23 protein-coding genes are annotated in these 21,289 nt (G+C 41.4%); 12 read left to right on the top strand and 11 right to left on the bottom strand.

The genetic code is table 11. The features are described 5' to 3' along the window. Positions 1–118: 118 nt before the first annotated feature. Together FN732_RS05270 and FN732_RS05265 are read left to right on the top strand one after the other, a co-directional pair. Positions 119–415 carry a BrnT family toxin gene (locus tag FN732_RS05270; RefSeq protein ID WP_142935520.1) on the top strand — a complete coding sequence of 99 codons (297 nt, stop codon included), beginning with the start codon at positions 119–121 and terminating at the stop codon, positions 413–415. After that, entirely contained in the window at positions 405–668 is a 264-nt protein-coding gene (locus FN732_RS05265) for a hypothetical protein (protein WP_142935518.1), read from the top strand. Before FN732_RS05270 ends, FN732_RS05265 begins: the two co-directional genes overlap by 11 nt. A 286-nt stretch (positions 669–954) precedes the next feature. On the opposite strand, the gene FN732_RS05260 is transcribed toward FN732_RS05265, so the two are convergent. From FN732_RS05260 to FN732_RS05245, 4 genes are read right to left on the bottom strand one after another with little or no spacing between them, the layout of a single operon-like run. Next, positions 955–1,479: a 2-oxoacid:acceptor oxidoreductase family protein gene (locus tag FN732_RS05260; protein WP_142935516.1), complete on the bottom strand. Its 525-nt coding sequence runs from the start codon at positions 1,477–1,479 to the stop codon at positions 955–957. Continuing rightward, positions 1,476–3,266, bottom strand: coding sequence for a thiamine pyrophosphate-dependent enzyme (locus FN732_RS05255; RefSeq protein ID WP_142935514.1), 1,791 nt, complete (start codon positions 3,264–3,266; stop codon positions 1,476–1,478). The genes FN732_RS05260 and FN732_RS05255 overlap by 4 nt, the downstream gene beginning before the upstream one ends. Positions 3,267–3,300: 34 nt before the next feature. Next, entirely contained in the window at positions 3,301–4,206 is a 906-nt protein-coding gene (locus tag FN732_RS05250; protein WP_142935512.1) for a dihydroorotate dehydrogenase, read from the bottom strand. After that, entirely contained in the window at positions 4,206–5,492 is a 1,287-nt protein-coding gene (locus FN732_RS05245; protein WP_142935510.1) for a class I SAM-dependent RNA methyltransferase, read from the bottom strand. Before FN732_RS05245 ends, FN732_RS05250 begins: the two co-directional genes overlap by 1 nt. 79 nt (positions 5,493–5,571) lie before the next feature. Between FN732_RS05245 and FN732_RS05240 the strand changes: the two genes are divergently transcribed. Together FN732_RS05240 and FN732_RS05235 are read left to right on the top strand one after the other, a co-directional pair. Further along, entirely contained in the window at positions 5,572–7,374 is a 1,803-nt protein-coding gene (locus tag FN732_RS05240; protein ID WP_142935508.1) for a methyl-accepting chemotaxis protein, read from the top strand. Beyond that, complete coding sequence (locus FN732_RS05235) at positions 7,375–7,986, top strand: PilZ domain-containing protein (protein WP_142935506.1); 612 nt, start codon at positions 7,375–7,377, stop codon at positions 7,984–7,986. It abuts the gene before it with no gap. Here the strand turns inward: FN732_RS05235 and mqnC are convergent. Beyond that, the gene (mqnC, locus tag FN732_RS05230; RefSeq protein WP_142935503.1) at positions 7,957–9,027 is read right to left on the bottom strand and encodes a cyclic dehypoxanthinyl futalosine synthase; all 1,071 of its coding nucleotides are present in this window, start codon (positions 9,025–9,027) and stop codon (positions 7,957–7,959) included. The two genes, FN732_RS05235 and mqnC, sit on opposite strands and share 30 nt — an antisense overlap. Positions 9,028–9,083: 56 nt before the next feature. On the opposite strand from mqnC, the gene FN732_RS05225 reads away from it, so the two are divergent. From FN732_RS05225 to rapZ, 4 genes are read left to right on the top strand one after another with little or no spacing between them, the layout of a single operon-like run. Then, complete coding sequence (locus tag FN732_RS05225; protein WP_142935501.1) at positions 9,084–9,764, top strand: ATP-binding protein; 681 nt, start codon at positions 9,084–9,086, stop codon at positions 9,762–9,764. Then, positions 9,736–10,632 (top strand): NAD(+)/NADH kinase, encoded by an 897-nt coding sequence (locus FN732_RS05220; RefSeq protein WP_142935499.1) that lies wholly within the window; start codon positions 9,736–9,738, stop codon positions 10,630–10,632. Before FN732_RS05225 ends, FN732_RS05220 begins: the two co-directional genes overlap by 29 nt. Beyond that, the gene (locus FN732_RS05215; RefSeq protein ID WP_142935497.1) at positions 10,623–11,420 is read left to right on the top strand and encodes a Vgb family protein; all 798 of its coding nucleotides are present in this window, start codon (positions 10,623–10,625) and stop codon (positions 11,418–11,420) included. The genes FN732_RS05220 and FN732_RS05215 overlap by 10 nt, the downstream gene beginning before the upstream one ends. Continuing rightward, positions 11,417–12,304, top strand: a complete 888-nt coding sequence (gene rapZ / locus FN732_RS05210; protein ID WP_142935495.1) for an RNase adapter RapZ — start codon at positions 11,417–11,419, stop codon at positions 12,302–12,304. The genes FN732_RS05215 and rapZ overlap by 4 nt, the downstream gene beginning before the upstream one ends. Here rapZ and FN732_RS05205 read toward each other — a convergent pair. From FN732_RS05205 to argH, 5 genes are read right to left on the bottom strand one after another with little or no spacing between them, the layout of a single operon-like run. Continuing rightward, on the bottom strand, positions 12,276–12,896 hold the full coding sequence (locus tag FN732_RS05205; RefSeq protein ID WP_142935492.1) for an alpha/beta fold hydrolase: 621 nt from the start codon (positions 12,894–12,896) through the stop codon (positions 12,276–12,278). The genes rapZ and FN732_RS05205 overlap by 29 nt on opposite strands. Beyond that, a complete protein-coding gene (locus tag FN732_RS05200) occupies positions 12,893–14,173 on the bottom strand; it encodes a S41 family peptidase (protein WP_142935490.1) in 1,281 nt (426 codons plus the stop codon). Before FN732_RS05200 ends, FN732_RS05205 begins: the two co-directional genes overlap by 4 nt. Further along, positions 14,170–15,108, bottom strand: coding sequence for a transketolase family protein (locus tag FN732_RS05195; protein WP_142935488.1), 939 nt, complete (start codon positions 15,106–15,108; stop codon positions 14,170–14,172). The genes FN732_RS05200 and FN732_RS05195 overlap by 4 nt, the downstream gene beginning before the upstream one ends. Before the next feature lie 11 nt (positions 15,109–15,119). Then, positions 15,120–15,983, bottom strand: coding sequence for a transketolase (locus FN732_RS05190; RefSeq protein WP_142935486.1), 864 nt, complete (start codon positions 15,981–15,983; stop codon positions 15,120–15,122). Positions 15,984–15,995: 12 nt separating this feature from the next. Continuing rightward, entirely contained in the window at positions 15,996–17,378 is a 1,383-nt protein-coding gene (gene argH / locus FN732_RS05185; RefSeq protein WP_185954254.1) for an argininosuccinate lyase, read from the bottom strand. Between the two features lie 69 nt (positions 17,379–17,447). Between argH and guaB the strand changes: the two genes are divergently transcribed. Then, positions 17,448–18,914 carry an IMP dehydrogenase gene (gene guaB / locus FN732_RS05180; RefSeq protein WP_142935481.1) on the top strand — a complete coding sequence of 489 codons (1,467 nt, stop codon included), beginning with the start codon at positions 17,448–17,450 and terminating at the stop codon, positions 18,912–18,914. Between the two features lie 14 nt (positions 18,915–18,928). On the opposite strand, the gene FN732_RS05175 is transcribed toward guaB, so the two are convergent. After that, positions 18,929–19,468 (bottom strand): HNH endonuclease, encoded by a 540-nt coding sequence (locus tag FN732_RS05175; RefSeq protein WP_142935478.1) that lies wholly within the window; start codon positions 19,466–19,468, stop codon positions 18,929–18,931. 135 nt (positions 19,469–19,603) lie between these two features. Between FN732_RS05175 and FN732_RS05170 the strand changes: the two genes are divergently transcribed. The 3 genes from FN732_RS05170 to FN732_RS05160 form a co-directional block, all read left to right on the top strand. Next, positions 19,604–20,095: a hypothetical protein gene (locus FN732_RS05170; protein WP_142935476.1), complete on the top strand. Its 492-nt coding sequence runs from the start codon at positions 19,604–19,606 to the stop codon at positions 20,093–20,095. Beyond that, entirely contained in the window at positions 20,037–20,630 is a 594-nt protein-coding gene (locus tag FN732_RS05165) for a hypothetical protein (RefSeq protein ID WP_185954253.1), read from the top strand. Before FN732_RS05170 ends, FN732_RS05165 begins: the two co-directional genes overlap by 59 nt. A 65-nt stretch (positions 20,631–20,695) precedes the next feature. Continuing rightward, on the top strand, positions 20,696–21,289 hold a 594-nt coding region (locus tag FN732_RS05160; RefSeq protein ID WP_142935472.1), incomplete at its 3' end, for a helix-turn-helix domain-containing protein.

Here is a 21,289-nt window from a genome sequence, read left to right as displayed (position 1 = left end):
GACCTTTGTTAATTTCCAAATCTTTTTAATACTTTCCATGCTCATCTGTTGAAATGCCCTAAAAAGTGGAAGGGATTGCAACTGTACTACTCTGTAAAATGAAGTAAAAGGAGAAGGAGTGATTCCAGAGAGTTTGGAATTTGAGTGGGATGAAAATAAAAGCAAGAAGCTCAAAGAAAAGCGTGGTAAGAGTTTTGAGGATATTCTTCACTATATACAAAGGGGAAATGTCGTTTCTATTCAGAAGCGCTTTAATCAAAAACGCTATCCGGGACAGTTGATAATAGTTTTAAATATTGATGGTTATCCATGGGTGGTTCCATGTGAGCTCAGAGGAAATAAATTAAGATTGATAACTGCCTATCCAAGCAGAAAGTTCAAGAACCTTTTAAAAGGAAAGCTAGATGAAAAGTAAGGAAAGGTATGAATTAGATAATTATGAAAAGTGGATAGAGGATGAAATAGAGAAGGGAAATTTTGTTCCGATAGAAAACTTTGATGAGGTAAAGAGAGCTCTTGAAAGAGCTGCAAAGAAGAAACTCAAAGAATTAGAGGAAAAGAAGCTTAGTACTGTTACTATAGAGTTTTCATCTCCAGAGCTGAAAGAAAAAGCCATTCAACTTCTTAAAGAGCATTTTGGAAAAAATTTAAAAGTAATGGAAGCCTAAAGTTTAGATTTTGATAAAATCAAAATTGCTCCTTGAAAACAGAATAGGAAAAAAGGGTAAAAACCTGTATAGCTGAAATTATGTGCTTTCAGTATTTATTAGATTTTTATGAAAAACCTTGTATTTTGTAGCCCTTGAGAATCAATGACTCAATTTTTGAACTGTTGAAATGCCCTGAAAAGTGGAAGGGATTGTAACTATTCTGGAATAACCTAAATTTCAGAGGAGTTTTGTTTTAGGATAGGAAAGGAATAGCTAAGGTAGGGAGGATGTAAAACCTCCCGCTTTAAGTTAAAGAGTAGCCTTTGTTGAGAGCCTCTAAATTTGCCTCTGCAAATCGGGGATTTATTTGATAAATGGCTTTCTCTACTTCCTCTTTAGTAAATGGGAAATCATTAACAACTTTTAAGGTGTATCCAAGCATAAAAACGTTGAGGGACTTGGGATTTATCTTACCTTCAACTGCCAGTTGAGAGCCGTCAACTGCAAAAATGTTAAACTCCTCAAATTCAGGAAAATCTCCATCGCTGTTTGTAACTATCGTTCCCCCCGGCTTTAGGTACCTTAAAAACCTCAACGTTTCGGTCGGGTAGAGGCCTAAAAGAAGGTCAGCCCTTCCCTCTCCAACTAAGGGAGCTCTAAAGTTTCCTATTTTCAAATAAGAAACAACCGTTCCACCCTTTTGAGCCATACCGTGGGTTTCAGTTCCTATAAATGGAATTCCCCTGTTTAGTGAACAGAGGGAGAGAACTTTGACGAGGAATATCGTTCCCTGTCCTCCAACTCCTGAAAGAACTATCTGATATTTCATCTTTTATCCTCCACAAAGGCATCAAAGGGACATAGGTCTGACAGACACACTCCACACCCTACGCAGAAGTAGGGATTGACCTTAACCTTTCCTTCTTCGTTCCACTCAAAGGCCGGACATCCAAAGTCGTTTATACAGTGTCCGCAACCTGTACACCTATCCTGGTCAACCTTTGCAAACTTTCCGGGGAGTTTGGCCTTTTCCTTGTCAAAGGTGCAGAACTCGTTAACGACTACAACAACAGGACCGTTAACCTTTTTGTAAATCTCCTTAACCTCTTTAAAGAATTCCAATGTTGTTTTTATTGTCCCATCGTAGTTGAGAATGAGAGGCTTAACACCACAGCCCTCAACAATTTTTGGAATGCTTACATTACCTATTCTCTCTGGAGTCGGCTGAAGGCCCGTCATTGCAACGGTGCTGTTGTCAAGAATTACCAGAATGAACCTGTGCTTTTCTGCAACAGCGTTTATAAGTGGAGGAATTCCTGCGTGGAGAAAGGTTGAGTCTCCTATTGTTGCAACAATCGGCTCCTCAATTCCGGACTTTGAGAATCCACCCGAAAGTCCGACGGAAGCTCCCATACAGAGGACGGTATCAACAACGCCCTGATTCAGTCCCAACGTGTAGCAACCAATGTCGGAAGGATAAACGGCCTTTTTACCGAATACCCTCTTCATTGCGTAAAAGACCGTCCTGTGGGGACATCCGGGACATAGAGACGGAACCCTCTTGGGGAGCTCCCCTTCGTAGTCCTTTCCAACGTAGATGTTTTTGCCTAGAGCTCCAACGTTTCTAAGAGCCTCTGCAACCCTAAAGTGGGTTGCTTCATCTATTGAGTAGACATCCTTTGTCAGCTTTCCTCTAACGTTTCCCAAGTGTTTTACCTGTTCCTCAACTAACGGGTAGGTCTCCTCCAAAACTAAGACCTTTTCATACCCTTTTATAAACTCTTTCATCTTTTCTGAAGGTAGCGGAGTAGGCATATCGACCTTAACAACGTCAACGTTAAGTCCGTTATCCTCAATAACCTCCAATGCATAACCGTAAAGAGTACCTGAAGTGAGAATTAGGAGTTCCCTACCCTCCAACTTCTCAAACTGAGGTTTTAAAAACTCATCCCAGTTAAATTGGGAAATCTCCTCTAATTTCCTTAAAAGTTCGTATCCTTGATTCAATCTCGGTTCCCTTGGAACTGCAGCCCACCTCCCCACGTTTCTCTCAAACTTTCCCTTTCTTCCCTTAAATTCAAATTCTGGAATCTCTACAATCTGCCTTCCATGGGAAACCCTTAAAACAGGCCTTAAAAGAACTGGAATTTCAAACTTTTCAGATATATTTACCCCCAAAACTGCCAATCTAAAGGCATCCTGAGGGTCTGTTGGGTCTAAGGCCGGAATCCTTGCAAACTTTGCAAAGTACCTTGAGTCCTGCTCTGTCTGAGAGCTGTAGAACCCTGGGTCGTCTGCAACAACTATTAAAAATCCTCCTTTATTTCCTATGTAGGCAGCACTCATTAACGAATCTGAGGCAACGTTAAGACCCACCATCTTCATAACACAGGCAGTTCTCTTACCTGCAATTGCACCTGCATAAGCCGTTTCAAATGCCACCTTTTCGTTTGATGACCACTCAGCATAGGCAGGAAGCTTCTTTTCCTCAATTAATTTTTTATAGGTTTCCAAAACCTCAGAACTTGGCGTTCCTGGGTAAGCTGCTGCTAAATCTACACCTGCATACAAAAGTCCCCAGGCTATTGCCTCATTTCCAAGTAGAGTTTTCCTCATTTTCATCTCCCAAACTGAATAGTTACGATTATACCTATTCCTCAATGTTCCCAACAATTTGTGAAACGTGGGAATAGCCGTTCTCTGTCAGGTAGTTCTTAATTCCCTCTACGATTTCCTCAGTCACCTTTGGGTTGAAAAAGTTCGCCGTACCAACCTGAACTGCAGAGGCTCCAGCCAGTAAAAATTCGACAGCATCCTGCCAGCTTGAGATTCCCCCTATTCCAATAACGGGAATATTAACAACCCTTGAAACCTGATAGACCATTCTAACGGCGACGGGCTTTATAGCAGGTCCTGATAGTCCACCGAACTTGTTTTTAAGCTTCGGTTTCCTCCTGTAAATATCTATTGCCATTCCAAGGAGTGTATTTATTGCAGACAAAGCATCTGCACCTGCCGATTCAATGGCCTTTGCTATTTCAACAATGTCTGTAACGTTTGGGGAGAGCTTTACTATTACAGGCTTATCCGTTGCACCTTTTACCTTCTCTGTTAACCTTGCAGCCTCAACAGGGTCAACGCCAAAGGCAAGACCACCCTTTTTTACGTTTGGACAGGAGATGTTCAGTTCAAGAGCGTCAACCCCGTTCACTCCTTTGAGGGCTCTGGCAACTGCAACGTACTCCTCAACTGTTGAACCGTAGATGTTTGCTATTACACGGCACCTGTAGTTTTGGAGCTCCGGAACAATTCTCTCGACAAAGTAGTCAACTCCCGGATTTTGAAGACCTATTGCATTGAGCATTCCACAGGGAGTTTCCCAGATTCTTGGAGGTTCGTTTCCCTCCCTCGGCTTTATAGAAAGTCCCTTAACACACACCGCCCCAATTTTATTAAGGTCAACGTACTGAGAGTATTCAAGCCCAAACCCAAAGGTTCCTGAAGCCGTCCAGACAGGATTTTCAAACCTGACCCCAAATAAACTCACCTTTAACATTACCTCACCTTCCTCAAGTAAGCTATCGTTTCAACGTGGTACGTTTGAGGGAACATATCTATGAGTTTTGCTCTTTCCATACTTATCCCGTGCCTATAAAAGGTTGCTATATCCCTTGCAAGTGTTGAAGGATTGCACGAAACGTAAACAATCTTTTTAAGCCTTGTTAATTTTGAAATTTCCCTAATTATCCTCTCGTTTAAACCGCTCCTTGGAGGGTCTATTATTAAGAGGTCTGGATTGTACTCCTTAACTATTTCAAGCCCCTCCTCCGTCTCCCTACAAAAGAACGTTACATTTCTTAAACCGTTTATGTCCTTGTTGTAGAGTGCATCACTGACTGCTGAGAAGTTTGACTCTATTCCAAAAGCCCTGTGGACGTAACTCCCAACTGGGATGGTGAACGTACCAACACCGCAGTATAGGTCCCCTGCAAGCATGTACTGGTACTCCTTTGCAACTTGGGAAACCTTATCTATGAGGTTTTTAACCTGAAATCTGTTTACCTGAAAGAAGGAATCGGCGCTTATCCTAAACTTAAATCTCCCCACTGTTTCATAGGTAAAGTCCCTACCGAAAAACCTAATTCTTTCAGGGAAAACATCGCCCTGCCTGTAAATTCCGTAACCAACGAGATTTACACCTAAAATGCCTTTTAATTTACTGAGTGGAATTTCGAATCTCTTGAATCTCTTTGGAAAAATAATCTTTAATAAAACTTCATCTTTTCCGGAAGAGTAGACGTGAAACTCTAAAGGCTCTGTAGGAATTTCCCTTAAAAGTTTTTTTAGTCTTGGAAATATTCCTGAAATATCCTCCTTTAAAAGGGGACAGCTGTCTATATCAACTACTTGGTGGGAGTTTTTCTCAAAGAAACCAACCTTTCCTTTCTTAACCTTTATCTGAGCCCTGTTCCTGTAGTTCCAGGAAGAGGGAGACGGGATAACCTCATCTATGTTTGGTTTTTTTATTTTCCCAATTTTTTGAAGGTTCTCCTCTAAAATATCCCTTTTAAACTCAACCTGTTTCTCGTAGGGGATGTGTTGCCAGTCACACCCTCCACACTTCCCAAAGTAGGGACATTTAGGCTTAACCCTGTAAGGGCTCCTTTTCAAGATTTTTACTACTTCAGCCTCACTGTAACCACTCTTTCTGCTCCTCTCTTCAACCAAGACAACATCCTCGGGAGCTGTGAAGGGAACAAAGACTGCTCTGCCGTTTATCCTTCCAAGCCCCCTTCCACCGTAGACCAACTTTTCAATCTTTAATTTAAAGCTCTTTTCCAAGCTTCCCTCCTTTGAAAGCTATTGAATTATACGAATTTTTTTCGGATAATAAATTAAATCCGTTCACAGAGAGGGAGTTATGAGAATAAAAACAAAATTGGTGGTGTCTCTTGTAATAGAAGTTTTAATTATTCTAATTCTTACTGAGTTTGCTTACCACAAAATAGAGAAATATAAAGAGATAAATCAAAAAGCAGAAGTTATAGAAAGTGTAGAAAAGAGTTTACCTAAGGTAGAGGTTCTACTTGAACAGAACAAGAGAAGTGAAGCTGCAAAAATTTTGGAGGAGAAAGTTAACGAATTATCCAAATTTTCCTCTCCCGAAGTGGTTAATGCATACACAACAACCCTTTCTATCATTTCAAAATTGGTAAATGGAGCTCCAGCTTCACAAATTGAGAAGGATATAGCTTTAATAGAAAAAGAGCTTCTGAACATTGAAAAAAACATAGAGCAGAGTGCAGACTCTGTACTTTCGTTGGCAGCAACTGTAGTAAGAATTATTCCTCTCTTCAGCCTGTTTATTATAGGAATTGGAGCTCTAAGTACCTACAGAGCTATAGTTGCTCCCCTAAGTGAAATGATAGAAACGATGAAGAAAATAGAGAAGGGAGACTTAACCCAAAAACTTAATGTTAAAAAACAGGACGAACTAGGAGAACTCGCTTCAGAGTTCAATAGATTTCTCAACTGGATTAGAGAAACCTTTAAGGAACTTGAGGCTCTTTCATCTAAAGTTTCCAGTGATGCAAGCTTCTTAGTTGCCGAGCTTTTCAATACAGATTTGAGAAACAAGGAAATCCATGAAAAATTCGTAGAGCTTTCCATTTCATCGGAAGTTTTGGCCGAGTCTATCTCTGATGTTAACAGGCTTATTAATACCTCTTCCGAAGAGGTAAAGAGAGTTGACAAGGAAACTGAAAAAGGGAAGGAAATTGTTTCCCGTTCTGTCAACGATGTTCAGCTTTTAGCTGATAAGGTTATAAGATTGAAGGAGAGAATAGAGGAACTTCAGCAAAGTTCTGTCAAAATACAGGATGTTGTTGAAACTATAAAAGGAATTGCTGACCAAACCAATCTCCTTGCCCTTAACGCAGCTATAGAGGCAGCAAGGGCAGGTGAGGCAGGAAGAGGTTTTGCAGTTGTAGCTGAGGAAGTTAGAAAGTTAGCTTCAAGAACTGTTTCCTCTGCTGAAGAGATAGGTAATATAGTGGGCACGATAATATCCCTTATTGAGTCCTTCTCTAACGATTTGGAAGAAAGGGCTTCTGAGGCTATAAAAGTTAAGTCTGAAATGGCAAGAACAGAGGAAGTTCTCAAAGGAATAAGGGCATCTGTAGAGTCCTTAATTGAAGTTACAAACAAGGTGCTCTTTTCTATAAATCAACAGGTCGGGGCTCTCGATACTGTTAGGGAAAATATATCGACTATAAATACAGAAGTTTCGAGATTCCAAAACGTATTTAAAAAGCTTCAAGAAAAGATAATCAGAACAAGGTCATCTGTTAAAACAGTTCATGAAAATATTTCTTACTTTAATATTGGAGATTTGTCAGTTGTTATTGAAGGTATTGAACTGTTTTCTGACTGGCTTGCAAGGCTACCAAACGCTTTAGAAAATCCTGTCCTCTTGGATTTTGACCAGTCTCCCTTGAAGGACTGGATTGTAAAGAGGCTTAAATTTATCAAGAACATGAAACTCTCTGAGTCGATAAACAACCTTGAGGAGAACCTAACGTTAACCTTTAACACTGCTAAGGAGATATTTAACAAGATTAAGAGGAGGGAACTACAAGAAAAGGACTTTGAAAAATTCGAAAGCCTTATTGAAACTGTTATAGAGAATTTTGAGGAAATCATCGAAAAGATGAAGGAAGAATAAATGAGATTGGACGGAGTAACTTATAAAAAAATTAGTTGTTTAAATGAAGTAGAGATAACTCTACCTATTCTTCTAAGTTTTGATGTTTTAGAGATGTCGGATAATACTATAAAAGCTTTCAATTTTCTTCCTCCAGGAGTTGAGAAAATTCTTCTAAATAAAGAATTTTATATCTACAAGGATGAAAAAAGAACCAAGAGATTGCTGAGAGCAAGAATTAAAGAAATAATAAACAATATTGTTCATGTAATTACTCTTGATGATGAAGTATTAGATGAAAAAAGATTATTTGAAAGAATAGCTGTCTGTATACAGGAGAAATTTAAAGTTTTGGAATTAAATATAGACGCATTCATACTTGATATGAGTTTAGGTGGAGTTAAACTCTTTTTTGAAAAGAATGTAGATATCAAACCGAATCAAGTTTTAACTCTTCAGCATAGAAGTAAAATACTAACCCTTAGAGTTTTAAGAAGAGAAGAGGAAAAGAGTGGAGTTATATTAGGGTGTAAAATAGAAAGTTCAAGTTTTAATTTGTTGAACTACCTGGTTAAAAATTATGTAAAACAGGTAAAGGAGATTCTAATAGAAAAATCTAACTTTTCTGTATAATGTATCCCTTTGAACAGGAGTAAAACCTGCATCCTTTATGAGCCTTACTATTTCTGAAAGTGGCATTCTGAACTTGACACCTGCAGCTGCAACAACGTTCTCCTCTATCATCAGAGAGCCAAAATCGTTAGCTCCAAACTTTAGTGCCACTTGAGCAACTTTTCCTCCTTGAGTAACCCATGAAGCCTGAACATTTTCAACGTTGTCCAGATAAATTCTCGATACGGCTAAAACCCTTAAATATTTTTCTCCACTTGCTTTCTCCTTAACCACCCTTCCAAGCTCCGTATTGTCAGGTTGGTAACTCCAAGGAATAAATGCAGTAAATCCTCCAGTTTCATCCTGAAGCTCCCTTACAACCCTCAAGTGTTCAACAATATCTTCGTCAGTATCTAAACTTCCGAACATCATTGTTGCAGTCGTCCTCAGTCCTAACCTGTGGGCAGTTCTATGAACGTTTAACCATTCCCCTGTTTTTGCCTTGTTAGGGGCAATCCTCTCCCTCACTCTATCAACCAGAATTTCGGCTCCTCCTCCAGGAATTGAACCGAGTCCAGCCCTCTTTAACCTTTCTATTACTTCCTCTATGGAGAGGTTAGAAACTCTCGAGATATGAACAATCTCTGGAGCAGAAAATCCGTGGATGTGAATCTGTGGAAACTCCTCTTTTATAAAGGAGAGGAGTTCTTCATAGTAGTCAATTTTGAGGTCTGGGTGAAGCCCTCCCTGGAGTAAGATTGCAGTACCGCCTAACTCAACTGTTTCTCTAATCTTTTCCCTTAGGGTTTCTCTGTCTATAACGTAGGCATCGGGAGCTCCCTTTTCCCTGTAAAAGGCACAGAACCTACACTTACATATGCAGATGTTTGTGTAGTTAATATTTCTATCTATGACAAACGTAACTTCCCTTTCAGGGTGGATTCTATTTCTAACGTAATTTGCAAGATGTCCTAACGTTAATAGGTCAAAGTTCCTTAGAAGTTCCAACGCTTCTTTCTCGTTGATTCTTTCTCCACTTATCACTTTTTCGACTAAATCCATTTTCTCTCCTTTGAGGACTATAATTAGACTTGTTAGGAAAATCTACGAGGTAAATATTGGAGTGTCAAATTTGTAAGGGTACTGGTTGGGTTATTGAGGAGGTAAGGGGAAAGAGGTTTGCAAGAAGATGCCGCTGTCAGTTTAAGAAGTTTAGCAAAGAATTTCTTGCATCCTCCGGAATTCCCAGAAGGTACAGAAAGTGCAGGTTTAAAAACTATCAGCCTCAAAATCAGTACCAGTTTAGAGCTCTAAAAGTATGTAAGGAATTCTTCTTCCAGTTTCCCTTTGTAAGTAAGGGAATACTCCTCTACGGTCCTCCAGGAACCGGAAAGACTCACTTAGCAGTAGCAACCCTTCAAAACATAATTGAGTTTAAGGGGCTTAGGGGAATATTCTGTGACTTTAGGGGACTCCTTTTAGACCTAAAGAGCTCCTACGAAAGCAGAACCTCCTCCTCAGAAATACTCGACTCTGTTAGGAAAGTTCCACTCCTCATACTCGACGATGTAGGAGCCGAAAGGAATACGGATTGGGCAAAGGACATTCTATCTGAAATCGTCAATTACAGGTACACCCAGAGTTTGCCAACGGTAATTACAACAAATTTAAGGTTTGATACCTACTCCTCAGACTCGTTTCTTGCAAAGTTTGACGAGAGAACGGAGTCAAGACTTTATGATATGTGCCAAATAGTTAAGGTGGAAGGAGATGACAGGAGAAAGGCAGCCGGTTTTTAAAAAGGTAGGAATCGTTGCAAACCCCACAAAGCCCGAGAGTGGAGAGGGATTTAAAAGGGTTTCAAAGAAACTCCTTGAAAGTGGAGTAAAGGTATTTACAGACGAGGAGACGTGTCGGCTTGTGGGAATAAATTGGTGTTCAGAGTTTGAGAAGATAAAGGTTATAGACAGGCTCCTCCTTCCCGACAAGGTTGAGCTTATTCTGGTTTTGGGGGGGGATGGAACGTTTTTAACCGTTGCAAAGTTAGTTGACAAGAGACCAGTTCCAATTTTGGGAATAAACTTTGGGACACTTGGCTTTTTGGCTGAAATAACCATAGATGAAATTGAGGAGTGTATAGAGAGAGTTCTAAAGGGAGAGTTTGTAGTTGAAAACAGACCTGTCCTGAGAGTTAAGGTTTTAAGGAGGAACGGCCACGTTTCAATATACAGGTGTGTAAATGAGGTGGCAATAAAGAGGGATACTTTGGCAAGAATAATAGAGGTTGAAGTAACTGCTGGTAAGGACTACGTAACGACCTTTAGAGGTGATGGCGTTATAGTTGCAACCCCAACAGGTTCAACTGCCTATTCCCTCTCTGCAGGTGGACCGATAATTTACCCGACCTTGAATGCAATGCTCCTAACTCCCATCTGTCCCCACACACTTACGTTAAGGCCTTTAGTTTTAAGTGGTGAGACCTGTTTGAGTGCGAGGTTAAAAACCGAAAGTGAGAACGTTATGGTCATATTTGACGGTCAGGAGGGGATAGAGCTCCGCGTTGGAGACACGATAGAGATAACCCGCTCCCCCTACGACCTTTTGATACTGAGAGACCCTAACAAGTCCTACTATCAAACATTGAGGGAGAAGCTAAAATGGGGATAGTGGCAGGGTTTACGCTATTTTTAACGACCGTTGTTTTTCTGTTCAACATAAATCAGGGATTAAAAACCCCTGAAAGTGCACAGTACTATAAAGGTCACATTTACATTTCAAACATCGGCAACCTACCTCCTGATAAAAAGGACGGGGATGGATTTGTCGCACTTGCAGATTTAAACGGAAAGGTTGAGAAACTTAAGTTTGTTACAGGGCTTAACGCTCCCAAAGGGGTAACCTTCTGTAGCGGAAAGCTCTTTGTTACGGACATAGATAGGGTTGTCGTTGCAGACCCAGAGAGTGGAAGGTTTGAAAGGGAGGTAAAAATTCCTGGAGCAAAGTTCTTAAACGATTCTTGCTCTTTTAAGGGAAAGGTTTACGTCTCAGATACTCAAACAAATACCATTTATGAAATCGATGGTAAAACCTATTCTGTTAAGGAGTTTTTAAGGAGCTCCAAGTTGGAGGGTCCCAACGGGATAGCATTTACTCCAGATGGAAGGATGATTGTTGTAAGCTGGGGAGGAGGTAAGGTTTTAGAGGTTGACAAAAACAGAGAGATAAAGGTTTTAGCTTCGGGATTTGAGAACCTTGATGGGGTTGTTGTTACTGAAGATGGGACAATTCTCTTTTCAGACTTTTCTGCTGGAAAGATTTACAGTTTGAAGAATGGTAAAGTTAAGCTTGTAGCTTCGGGATTAATATCACCGGCAGATATAGGTTATTACAAGGGTAAACTTTTTGTTCCTGAATTCTACATGAACAGAGTAAGGGTTATGGAGATAGGGAAGTGAAAAAGGTAATACTTTTAACGGGAGAAGCTGGAGCAGGAAAATCAAGTGCAGTGAAACACTTAGAGGATTTGGGATTTTACTGCATCGATAACGTACCTCCTTCCCTTGTTCCTGAAATTATGAACCTAATAGAGCAGAGTCCTGAGGTTGAAAAAGCGGCTTTAGTTGTTGATGTTAGAAACCCTGAGTTTAGGAAGAGAGCGAAAGAGCTCTTTACATCGCTCAAGGAGAGGTATCCAAACGTTGAAATCTGGTACTTTACCGCCGATAACTCCATTCTGATAAACAGATTTAAGGAAACAAGGAGACCCCATCCATTTGAAAAGTACTACGAAGGAGAAAGTATTGAGAAGCTGATAGAGCTTGAAAAGAAACTTTATGGAGAGCTAAAGGAGTACTTTGATAAGGTAATTGACACGTCAAACCTCAACTACCACGACCTAAAGAAACTCATAAAAAAATTACTTCAAACGGGAAAACCTCAGCTGAAGATAAACTTTCTATCCTTTGGGTTTAAGTACGGTATTCCCCAGTCTGCCGATAACGTTTTTGATGTAAGGTTCCTCCCGAATCCCCACTTTATTCCTGAACTAAAACCAAAAACCGGAATGGACAGGGAGGTCGAGGAGTTTGTAATGAAGCATGAGGAGTCAAAGAGAATCTTTCAGATAATTTTAGAATTCGTCAAAACAACAATTCCCCTCTACGAGAACGAGGGAAAAGCCTACATAACCTATGCAGTTGGCTGTACAGGTGGTCAGCACAGGTCGGTTGTCTTTGCAGAGGCCCTTTCTAAAAGGGTGGCTGAGGAATTTCCTCAGTTTGAGATTTTTGTAGAGCACAGGGAACAGGGAATCAGGAGGAAAGTTTCCCCAGAACGGTAAGGTGGTCTGCATCGGGAAAAACCAAAAGTTCAGCTCTTTTTAAATTTTTAAACAGTGAGAGAGCTCCCTCCAATCCTGTTATTCTGTCCCTTTCTCCAACAAAGATTTTAACGGGCTGAGAGATTCCCCTTACGTAAGGAGTTAAGTCAAAATGACAGAAATCTATAAGTAGTTCCGTTGAAGTTTCTATCTCCAAGTTTGGTAGAGGGGACTTCTCATTTGAACAGAGCCCTCTAAACTCAGTAACGGTTTTCTTAAAGTTTCTCCTGAGTTTTCGGATAAACCTTTCAACTACGACCTTCGGTTGAGAAATTCCAGAAAACTTGAGGGTAGGTGAAAATAGGTGGATTTCCTCAATTTTCTCCGGAAATAGGTGGGAAATTAAAAGGGAAACGGTAGAACCTAAGGACCATCCAACCAAAACTGAATTTTGAGGGAGAATTTTCCCGATTTCCTCTGAGAGCTCAACTAATTTTCTTGATTTAAATGGAGACTCCCCGTGACCGGGGAGCTCCAAGTGTATTCCTTTTTCAAAGAGAGTTCCTTCCCAAACCCTCCTATCAAAGCTCCAGCCGTGAAGGGTGAATATCAAGATGCCTTCTTACCCTCCATTTTCTCTATTAGGTGAATCTCCTTGATTACCTCTATAGCTCTCCTTAACTGGTTGTCTATTCTCTTCTCCTGTTTCTTCCTTATTTCCTCGGTTTTTTCTGGGTGCTCCTCCATCTCCTTAAACTCACTTTTAAGGGTTTCAATGTCCTTCTTTGAAAGTTTAACCACGATATCTGGCTCTATTCCCTTTCCATCTATACACTTATGGTTGGGCATGTAGTACTTGGCAGTTGTAATCTTTACAGCGTAACCCATGTCTAAAGGATAGAGGGTCTGAACGGAACCCTTTCCGAATGTCTTTTCTCCGACTACTATGGCCCTGTTATTGTACCTGAGGGCTCCAGTTAGAATCTCGGCAGCACTTGCAGTTCCACCGTTAACCAACATAACAACGGGAATGTCTGTAGGAATAATTGGAGGATTTAGGGAGTAGTACTTCTTGATGCTTTCAGGAATTCTACCTTTTGTATAAACGATAAGTTTACCCTTTGGTAGGAAGTAGTCACTTATAGCAACGGCAGAGTCAAGAAGTCCTCCAGGATTGTTTCTTACGTCAACGATTATTCCCTGGAGCTCCTTATCCTTCCTTAAATGTTCCAAAGCCTTCTTAAACTCTTCAACAGAGTTCCTCTGGAACATCGTAAACCTTATATATCCAATGTCGCCGGGGAGCATTCTGTACTTAACGCTCTTTATCTTTATAACGGCCCTTGTTATCGTAAATGGTTTGGGTTCAGACCACCCTTTTCTCCATATCCAGATTGTTATCTTCGTTCCCGGCTTACCCCTCATAATTTTTACAGCCTCAGAGAGGCTCATATCGGGAGTAACATCTTTACCGTCAATCTTGACAATTATGTCCCCTGGCTTTATTCCAGCCCTGTAGGCAGGTGTATCCTCTATTGGAGCAATAATTAAGAGCTTTCCATCCTTCGTTTTTGTAATCTGTATTCCAAGACCTCCAAATTCACCTGAGGTCTCTATCTGAAACTCCTTAAGTTGGTCCGGAGTAAAAAGGGTGGAGTGGGGGTCTAATCTATTCAGCATCCCCTTTATTGCGCCCTCAAAGAGCTCCTTCGGCTTTTTCTCCTCGACGTACCTCTCCTTAACAAGCTGGTACACCTCCATAAAGAGCCTTATGTACTTTAGCTCACTTTCGTTGGAGTCAACGGCAGAGGATAGAGTTGTTTTTCCAACTAAAAACAGAAAAATAAAGATGAACCCAAAGAAGAGCGTTTTGAGATATCCCTTTTTCATCTCTTCCTCTCAAGGACTTTTTTAACCTTTTTCTCTATTCCCTTTTCATCAAGCCCAAAGTAGTGGAGGAGCTCCCATCCCTTTCCAGACCTTCCAAACACGTCCGGAGTTCCCAACCTCTCCATTGGAACGGGGTAGTTTTCAACCAAAACCTCTGCAACTGCTGAACCAAGCCCACCGATTATTGAGTGCTCCTCTGCAGTTACAACTGCCCCCGTTTTCTGAGCAGATTTTACAATAAGCTCAACGTCTATTGGCTTAACCGTTGGCATGTGAATAACCTCAACGGATATTCCCTCCCTTTCTAAGTTTTCAGCTGCAAGGAGGGCAAATGAGGTCATAACTCCATTTGATACTACCGTAACATCCTTTCCCTCAACTAAAACGTGTCCCTTTCCAATTTCAAATTCGTAGTTTTCATCAAAAATCCTTGGAAATTTCTCCCTCGAAAGCCTTACGTAAAAGGGACCATCTGTATAGGCTATCTTTCTTATTACCTGCCTCGTTTCAACGTCATCCGCAGGAACGATTACCCTCATATTGGGAATGTTTCTCATGTTTGCAACATCCTCTAAGGCCTGGTGACTTGCTCCATCCTCCCCAACTGTGATTCCACCGTGGGTGCAGACTATTTTAACGCTTAGGTTGGGATAGCAGATTGTCTGCCTTACAGCTTCCCAAGCCCTTCCCGTTCCAAAAATGGCAAACGTACTGACGAAGGGAATCTTTCCGGTTGTTGCAAGGCCTGCAGCCGTATTCATCATGTTCAGTTCCGCAATTCCCATATTGAAGAATCTCTCCGGAAATGCCTTTGCAAACTTTGCCGTTTTTGTTGAACCGGAAAGGTCTGCATCCAAAACTACAATTCTGTCATCCTCCCTTCCAAGTTCAACCAAAACCTCACCGTAGGTATCCCTCAAACTCACCTTTTCCATAGGTTTCCTCCTTAAACAATCTCACCCAACTCTTTTAGTGCCTCCTTAAGGAGCTCCGGCGGTAGAGCCTTTCCGTGCCACTCAGCCCTGTTCTCCATAAACGAAACGCCTTTACCCTTAACAGTTTTAGCGACAATCATTGTAGGCTTGAACTTAACGTTGTCAGCTTCGTCGAGGGCCCCAATTATCTCCCTGAAGTTGTGGCCGTCTATCTCAATTACGTGCCAGCCGAAGGCCCTCCACTTTTCCATGGCTGGGTAAATTGACATAACGTCATCAACGGGGCCGTCTATCTGCAGATTGTTGTTGTCAAGTATTACAACCAAGTTGTCCAAGTTATAGTGGGAAGCTGCCATTGAGGCTTCCCAAACGCTTCCCTCCTGGGCCTCTCCGTCACCAATCATACAGTAAACGGTACTGTCGCTCTTGTTTAACTTTAAACCTAAAGCCATTCCTACGGCAGCGCCTATTCCGTGTCCAAGTGAGCCTGTACTTATCTCAATTCCGGGAGTCTTCTTCATGTCCGGATGTCCTTGAAGGCTTCCATCAATTTTCCTAAACTCGTGGAGCTTTTCTAATGGAAAGTAGCTGGTCCTTGCAAGGACAGAGTAGAGTGCAGGGCAGACGTGTCCCTTGGATAAAACGAACCTGTCCCTATCCTCCCACTTGGGATTTTCAGGGTCGTGGCGCATCTTGTAGTAGTATAGTGTCACAATTATGTCTGCAGCGGACATTGCCCCACCGGGGTGACCCGATTGGGCCTCGGAGGTCATCTTCAAAATGTCCTTTCTAACCTCCCTCGCTATTGCCCTCAGTGTAACCTCATCTATATCCCTGTTTCTCTCCTTGAAAAAGGAGGGTTCAAACTTAACCATTTTAACCTCCAGTTAAAATCCTTCTTCTTCCTTAATTTCCTTTATTTCCCTCTCTACCTGTTCCCTCGCAGTTCCACCTGTTATGTTTCTGCTGTTTATTGAACCCTCAACGCTCATAAGTGATAGAACGTCCTCATCGAACCTATCCGAGAACTTTTTAAATTCTTCCAAGGATAAATTCTCTAACGTTTTTCCCCTATCCAAACAGTACGAAACCAGTTCTCCTACAATTCTGTGGGCTTCCCTGAAAGGAACCCCCTTCTTTGCAAGGTAGTCGGCAACGTCAGTTGCCAGAGAAAATCCCTTTCTGGCCTGCTCTCTCATTCTCTCCTTTTTAGGCTTCATTCCCTCAACAATCAAAGCATTCACCTTTAGAGAGAGTTTAACCGTATCTATTGCATCAAAAAGTGGTTCCTTGTCCTCCTGAAGGTCCCTATTATAGGTAAGGGGTAACCCCTTTAGAACTGTTAGTATTGCAACCAAATCTCCGTAAACTCTTCCAGTCTTTCCCCTCGTTAGCTCAGAAACGTCGGGGTTTTTCTTCTGGGGCATAATTGAACTTCCCGTGCAGAAGGCGTCGGGGAGCTCTATAAAACCAAACTCCTCCGTTGACCAGAGAACTAACTCCTCCGAAAGCCTTGAAAGGTGCATCATAACCATTGCACAGTTAAAAATTGTCTCTGCAACAAAGTCCCTATCACTAACAGCATCCATGCTGTTTCTTGTAACTCCACTAAAACCTAAGAGCTTTGCAGTAAACTCCCTGTCGAGAGGATAGCTCGTTCCTGCAAGTGCTGCAGAGCCCAAAGGGGAAACGTTTACCCTCTTCAGGGTGTCCTTGAACCTCTCCTCGTCCCTCTTGAACATCCAGTAGTATGCAAGCATGTGGTGTGAATAGAGAACGGGCTGGGCAATCTGTAGATGTGTGTATCCCGGCATTACAACGTCCAAGTTCTCCTCGGCCTGCTTTACAAATGCCCTTCTCAGGTTCTTGAGGAGCTCCAAAATCTCCTCAATCTCCTTCCTAACGTAGAGCCTCACATCCGTTGCAACCTGGTCATTCCTTGAGCGTCCTGTATGGAGCTTTCCTCCCACAGGGCCGACCTTTTCAGTTAACCTCTTCTCAATGTTCATATGGACGTCTTCAAGTTCCCTCTTCCACTCAAACTTTCCCCCTTCAATCTCCTTTAAAATTTCATTTAGACCGGAAATTATTTTCTCTGCCTCCTCCTTTTTTAAAATTCCCTGCTTCTCGAGCATCTTTACGTGGGCAACGCTTCCTGCTATGTCAAATGGAGCCAACCGTTTATCGTAAGAGACGGACTCTGTAAACGCCTCTACTAATTCGTTTGTACTCTCCTTGAATCTCCCACCCCAGAGCTTTTCCTTCGACAACATTCACCTCCTACTTGCTCAATTCTACCAGTAAAACTATAATTCCCTAAAGTTTTCAAGGAGGAAAATATGCTCGATAGAGAGGTAAAGGAAGCCCTTACCTTTGATGACGTTCTATTGGTTCCAAACTACTCTGAAGTTCTTCCAACTCAGGTTGACGTTAGGACGAGATTGACAAAGAGAATAACTCTCAACATTCCGATAATGAGTGCGGCCATGGACACCGTTACCGAGGCCGAACTTGCAATTGCAATAGCAAGGGAAGGGGGAATTGGAATTATTCATAAAAATATGTCAATTGAGGAGCAGGCAGAGGAGGTTGATAGAGTTAAAAGGTCTGAGAGCGGGATGATAGTAAAGCCGGTCACCGTAAGACCCGACCAGACAATATCGGAAGCAGAGAACCTGATGAGAAAGTACAAGATTTCTGGACTTCCGGTTGTTGATAACAGTGGTAAGCTCTTAGGAATAATAACAAACAGGGATATCAGGTTTGTCAGGGACTTTTCAAAGAAAATAGAAGAGGTAATGACAAGGGAAAACCTTATAACCGTTCCCGTTGGAACTACCCTTGAGGAGGCTAAGGAGATACTCCACAAGTACAAGATTGAAAAGCTTCCCGTCGTTGATGAAAATGGATATCTGAAGGGACTTATAACAATTAAGGACATTGAAAAGAGGGAGAAGTATCCAAACGCCTGCAAGGATGAATTGGGAAGGTTAAGGGTTGGAGCAGCAGTTGGCGTTGGTCCCGAGGCAGTAAGGAGGGCTGAAGCTCTAATAGAGGCCGGAGTTGACGTTATCGTTATAGACACTGCCCATGGACACTCGAAAGGAGTTCTTGAAACTGTAGAGAAGTTGAAGGGACTTTTCCCCAATATGGACATAATTGCTGGAAACGTTGCAACACCCGAAGCAACGGAGGCGCTCATCAAGGCCGGAGCGGATGCTGTAAAGGTTGGAATAGGACCCGGTTCAATCTGCACAACGAGAATTGTTGCAGGAGTTGGAGTTCCGCAGCTAACGGCAGTTGCGGAGTGTTCAAAGGTTGCAGACAAGTACGACGTTTCAATAATTGCTGATGGTGGTATAAAGTTTTCAGGAGACATTGCAAAGGCCATAGGTGCCGGTGCAAGAGTGGTAATGATTGGAAGCCTCTTTGCGGGAACTAAAGAGGCTCCCGGAGAGGTAATTCTCTACCAGGGAAGAAGCTACAAGGTTTACAGGGGAATGGGTTCCTTAGGTGCAATGAAGAAGGGAAGTAAGGATAGGTACTTCCAGTCTGAGGTTGAGGAGAAGAAGTTAGTTCCAGAGGGTATTGAGGGAATGGTTCCGTACAGGGGCCCACTTGCAGATACGATTCACCAGTTAGTTGGAGGTTTAAGGGCTGGAATGGGTTACTGTGGAGCTGTAAACATTGAGGAGATGAGAAGGAAGGCAAGATTTGTGAAGATAACATCTGCAGGACTAAAGGAATCCCACGTTCACGATGTGATAATAACCAAGGAAGCTCCAAACTACTGGATTGAGAGGTAGGCTCCTTTGGGAGCTTACCCTATACTAACGTTTATACTTCTAATCCCGTAAGTTGAGAGAGCTCTCAAAAACTCTTCGTTGAACTTCGATTTCCACCTGTTCAGTGCAATCTGGATGGTCGATGGCCTTTTGGGTTTGAAGAGGAGTTCCATACCTGCCTCCTTTGGTGTCCTGTTTCCCTTTCTCTGGTTACACTCTGAGCAGGATGTTACAAGGTTTTCCCACTCCCACTTTCCACCCCTGCTTTTGGGAACTAAATGGTCAACAGTTGCCTCGTTGTCCTTAACGGTCTTTCCGCAGTAAGCGCATGTAAAGTTGTCTCTTATGAAGAGAGCCCTCCTTGTTGGGGAGCTCTGCCAGTGCCTAAAAAGAACCGGTATCTTTATAACGAGGGGAGCGGGAAATTCACAGGATGGAGAGTGGAGTTTAATACGTTCGTAGTGCTCTAAAACTTCACACTTGTTGAGGAGCTCCAAAAGGAAGGCCTTTTTGTGGGAAAAAATTGTTACAGGGGTATAGGTTTTGTCGAGAACCAACGTAGGGTAAAGAATCATGGAATCCTCAAATTTGGTTCTATTTGATTATACGTCCTGTTGAGGAATTGGTCATCAATTTTCTCAATACTTACTTTATATAGAAAATGGATATACCTTATGATATTATTAAGTATAAATTGAGGGGAAGAGGTTATGGAAAAATTTATTTTTGATAACTTCGAAAAATTTAACTGGAAAGTCTCCCGTTTCCTAAACAGAAGTCAATTTGGAAATTACAAAACCTACATCGTAGTAATAAACATAGAAAACATAGAGGAAATACCTGAATCTAAAAAATTTGAAATTGATACGGTTATTGCTAACTCATTTCGTCCGACAGATACAATATTCAAGGCAGCTGGTGATTTGTACATAGCGGCTATTAATACAAACTCTGTAGTATCGGTAAGTATTATAGAGAACAGAATTAAAAGAAGACTGGAGAATTTAATGGAGGATAAACTTAAAGTTATTATAGGTTGGGCATTAGCTCCCTTTGAATCTCAAGATTTCTTAAGTCTCCTCAAGTTGGCTTACAATAAAATTCTTGAAAATAAGAGGAGTAAAGAAAATGTTAAAAACAGTAGTGAAATTTTTTATAATTCTTTTCCTTACGAACGTATTTCCAGTACCATCCAAAATTAAAGCTGCTACAATAGAATATCTAAACCTTAATCTCTGTAACCTTACTCCCCACGGAACAGTTGAAGATAAAAATGGAAGTGGTAAACCAGGATTAAAAGGAGACCTCCATCTCTCAAGAACCATTGGCTACTCTGGCTTCTACTCACTTGAAAACGTTCCCTTTATTCCTGATTTTAGGGTTGAATACAGAAAGTTACACTTTTCAGGTCATGGAGAAGCCTCAAAGGACTTTACATTCAAGGACACTTCCTTTTCAAAAGGCGACCCTGTATCCTCTAAGTTGGACATAGATGATTTTAATTTAACCTTTTACTACCAACCTTTGAATTACTTTAATAACAACGGTTTAAAACTTGAAATAGGTCCAAACGTTAACCTTTTTCACTCAGAGGTAAAAGTAGCGAATAAGAAGTATTCAAATGGTTACACGTCGGAATCTACAGGCGCACTAATAGTTTCAGGCTACGTTGGACTTGAGTTTAACCCGATATACTATTTGACATATTACGTAAAGTTAAGAGGATTAAGCTGTTGAAGTTCAGAAAGAAGGTGGACACCCTAAAATAAGATTTGAACTCCAACAAAAGGAGGTGTCCACCAATGAAACAATTAAAGAAATTCAAAGGTGCATCCCTGCACATATCAAATACACCCTTCAAAAAAACAATCAAAAGAGGAACGAAAATAAAAACCAAACTCGACCTAACAAAAGACCCAAACGTGAGAAAAAGACTTAAATGGATTCAACATTACGAAAAACACCAAAATGCAAGACTAACCTGCAGATACTTCGGAATAAGTCCAACCACCTTCTACAAGTGGAAAAATAGATACAAAAAGTACGGTTTAGAAGGCCTCAAAGACAGAAACAAAAGACCTCACAGAGTAAGACAACCTCAGATAGAACCAGAACTTGAACTTCTCATAATCACAGTGAGGGAAAAATTCCCTACCTGGAGCAAAGAAAAAATATCAGTCTTTATAGAAAAATACCTCAACATAAAAGTCTCTCCTTCAACCATCTACAGAGTTTTAAAGAGAAACAATCTAATAGAAAGAACCAGAAAACTCACATGGAACTTTAAGAAAAGAAAACAAATAGGGAAAAAGAACCGCACCAGAAGAGGACTTAGAGCCGATAAACCCGGAACAGTCCTCATAGACGTCAAATACCTCTACTGGTGCGGAAAAACC

Source organism: Balnearium lithotrophicum (assembly GCF_900182585.1).
Classification (GTDB): domain Bacteria; phylum Aquificota; class Aquificia; order Desulfurobacteriales; family Desulfurobacteriaceae; genus Balnearium; species Balnearium lithotrophicum.
This window is presented reverse-complemented; position numbering and strand designations above follow the sequence as displayed.

Bases quoted from the DNA above. Each gene is read 5' to 3' on its own strand.
- FN732_RS05220 (WP_142935499.1), top strand. From the start codon at position 9,736: ATGACAGGAGAAAGGCAGCCGGTTTTTAAAAAGGTAGGAATCGTTGCA.
- FN732_RS05190 (WP_142935486.1), bottom strand. From the start codon at position 15,983: ATGGTTAAGTTTGAACCCTCCTTTTTCAAGGAGAGAAACAGGGATATA.
- FN732_RS05195 (WP_142935488.1), bottom strand. From the start codon at position 15,108: ATGGAAAAGGTGAGTTTGAGGGATACCTACGGTGAGGTTTTGGTTGAA.
- FN732_RS05215 (WP_142935497.1), top strand. From the start codon at position 10,623: ATGGGGATAGTGGCAGGGTTTACGCTATTTTTAACGACCGTTGTTTTT.
- FN732_RS05260 (WP_142935516.1), bottom strand. From the start codon at position 1,479: ATGAAATATCAGATAGTTCTTTCAGGAGTTGGAGGACAGGGAACGATA.
- mqnC (WP_142935503.1), bottom strand. From the start codon at position 9,027: ATGGATTTAGTCGAAAAAGTGATAAGTGGAGAAAGAATCAACGAGAAA.
- FN732_RS05170 (WP_142935476.1), top strand. From the start codon at position 19,604: ATGGAAAAATTTATTTTTGATAACTTCGAAAAATTTAACTGGAAAGTC.
- FN732_RS05250 (WP_142935512.1), bottom strand. From the start codon at position 4,206: ATGTTAAAGGTGAGTTTATTTGGGGTCAGGTTTGAAAATCCTGTCTGG.
- guaB (WP_142935481.1), top strand. From the start codon at position 17,448: ATGCTCGATAGAGAGGTAAAGGAAGCCCTTACCTTTGATGACGTTCTA.
- FN732_RS05265 (WP_142935518.1), top strand. From the start codon at position 405: ATGAAAAGTAAGGAAAGGTATGAATTAGATAATTATGAAAAGTGGATA.
- FN732_RS05240 (WP_142935508.1), top strand. From the start codon at position 5,572: ATGAGAATAAAAACAAAATTGGTGGTGTCTCTTGTAATAGAAGTTTTA.
- FN732_RS05175 (WP_142935478.1), bottom strand. From the start codon at position 19,468: ATGATTCTTTACCCTACGTTGGTTCTCGACAAAACCTATACCCCTGTA.
- FN732_RS05255 (WP_142935514.1), bottom strand. From the start codon at position 3,266: ATGAGGAAAACTCTACTTGGAAATGAGGCAATAGCCTGGGGACTTTTG.
- FN732_RS05200 (WP_142935490.1), bottom strand. From the start codon at position 14,173: ATGAAAAAGGGATATCTCAAAACGCTCTTCTTTGGGTTCATCTTTATT.
- FN732_RS05235 (WP_142935506.1), top strand. From the start codon at position 7,375: ATGAGATTGGACGGAGTAACTTATAAAAAAATTAGTTGTTTAAATGAA.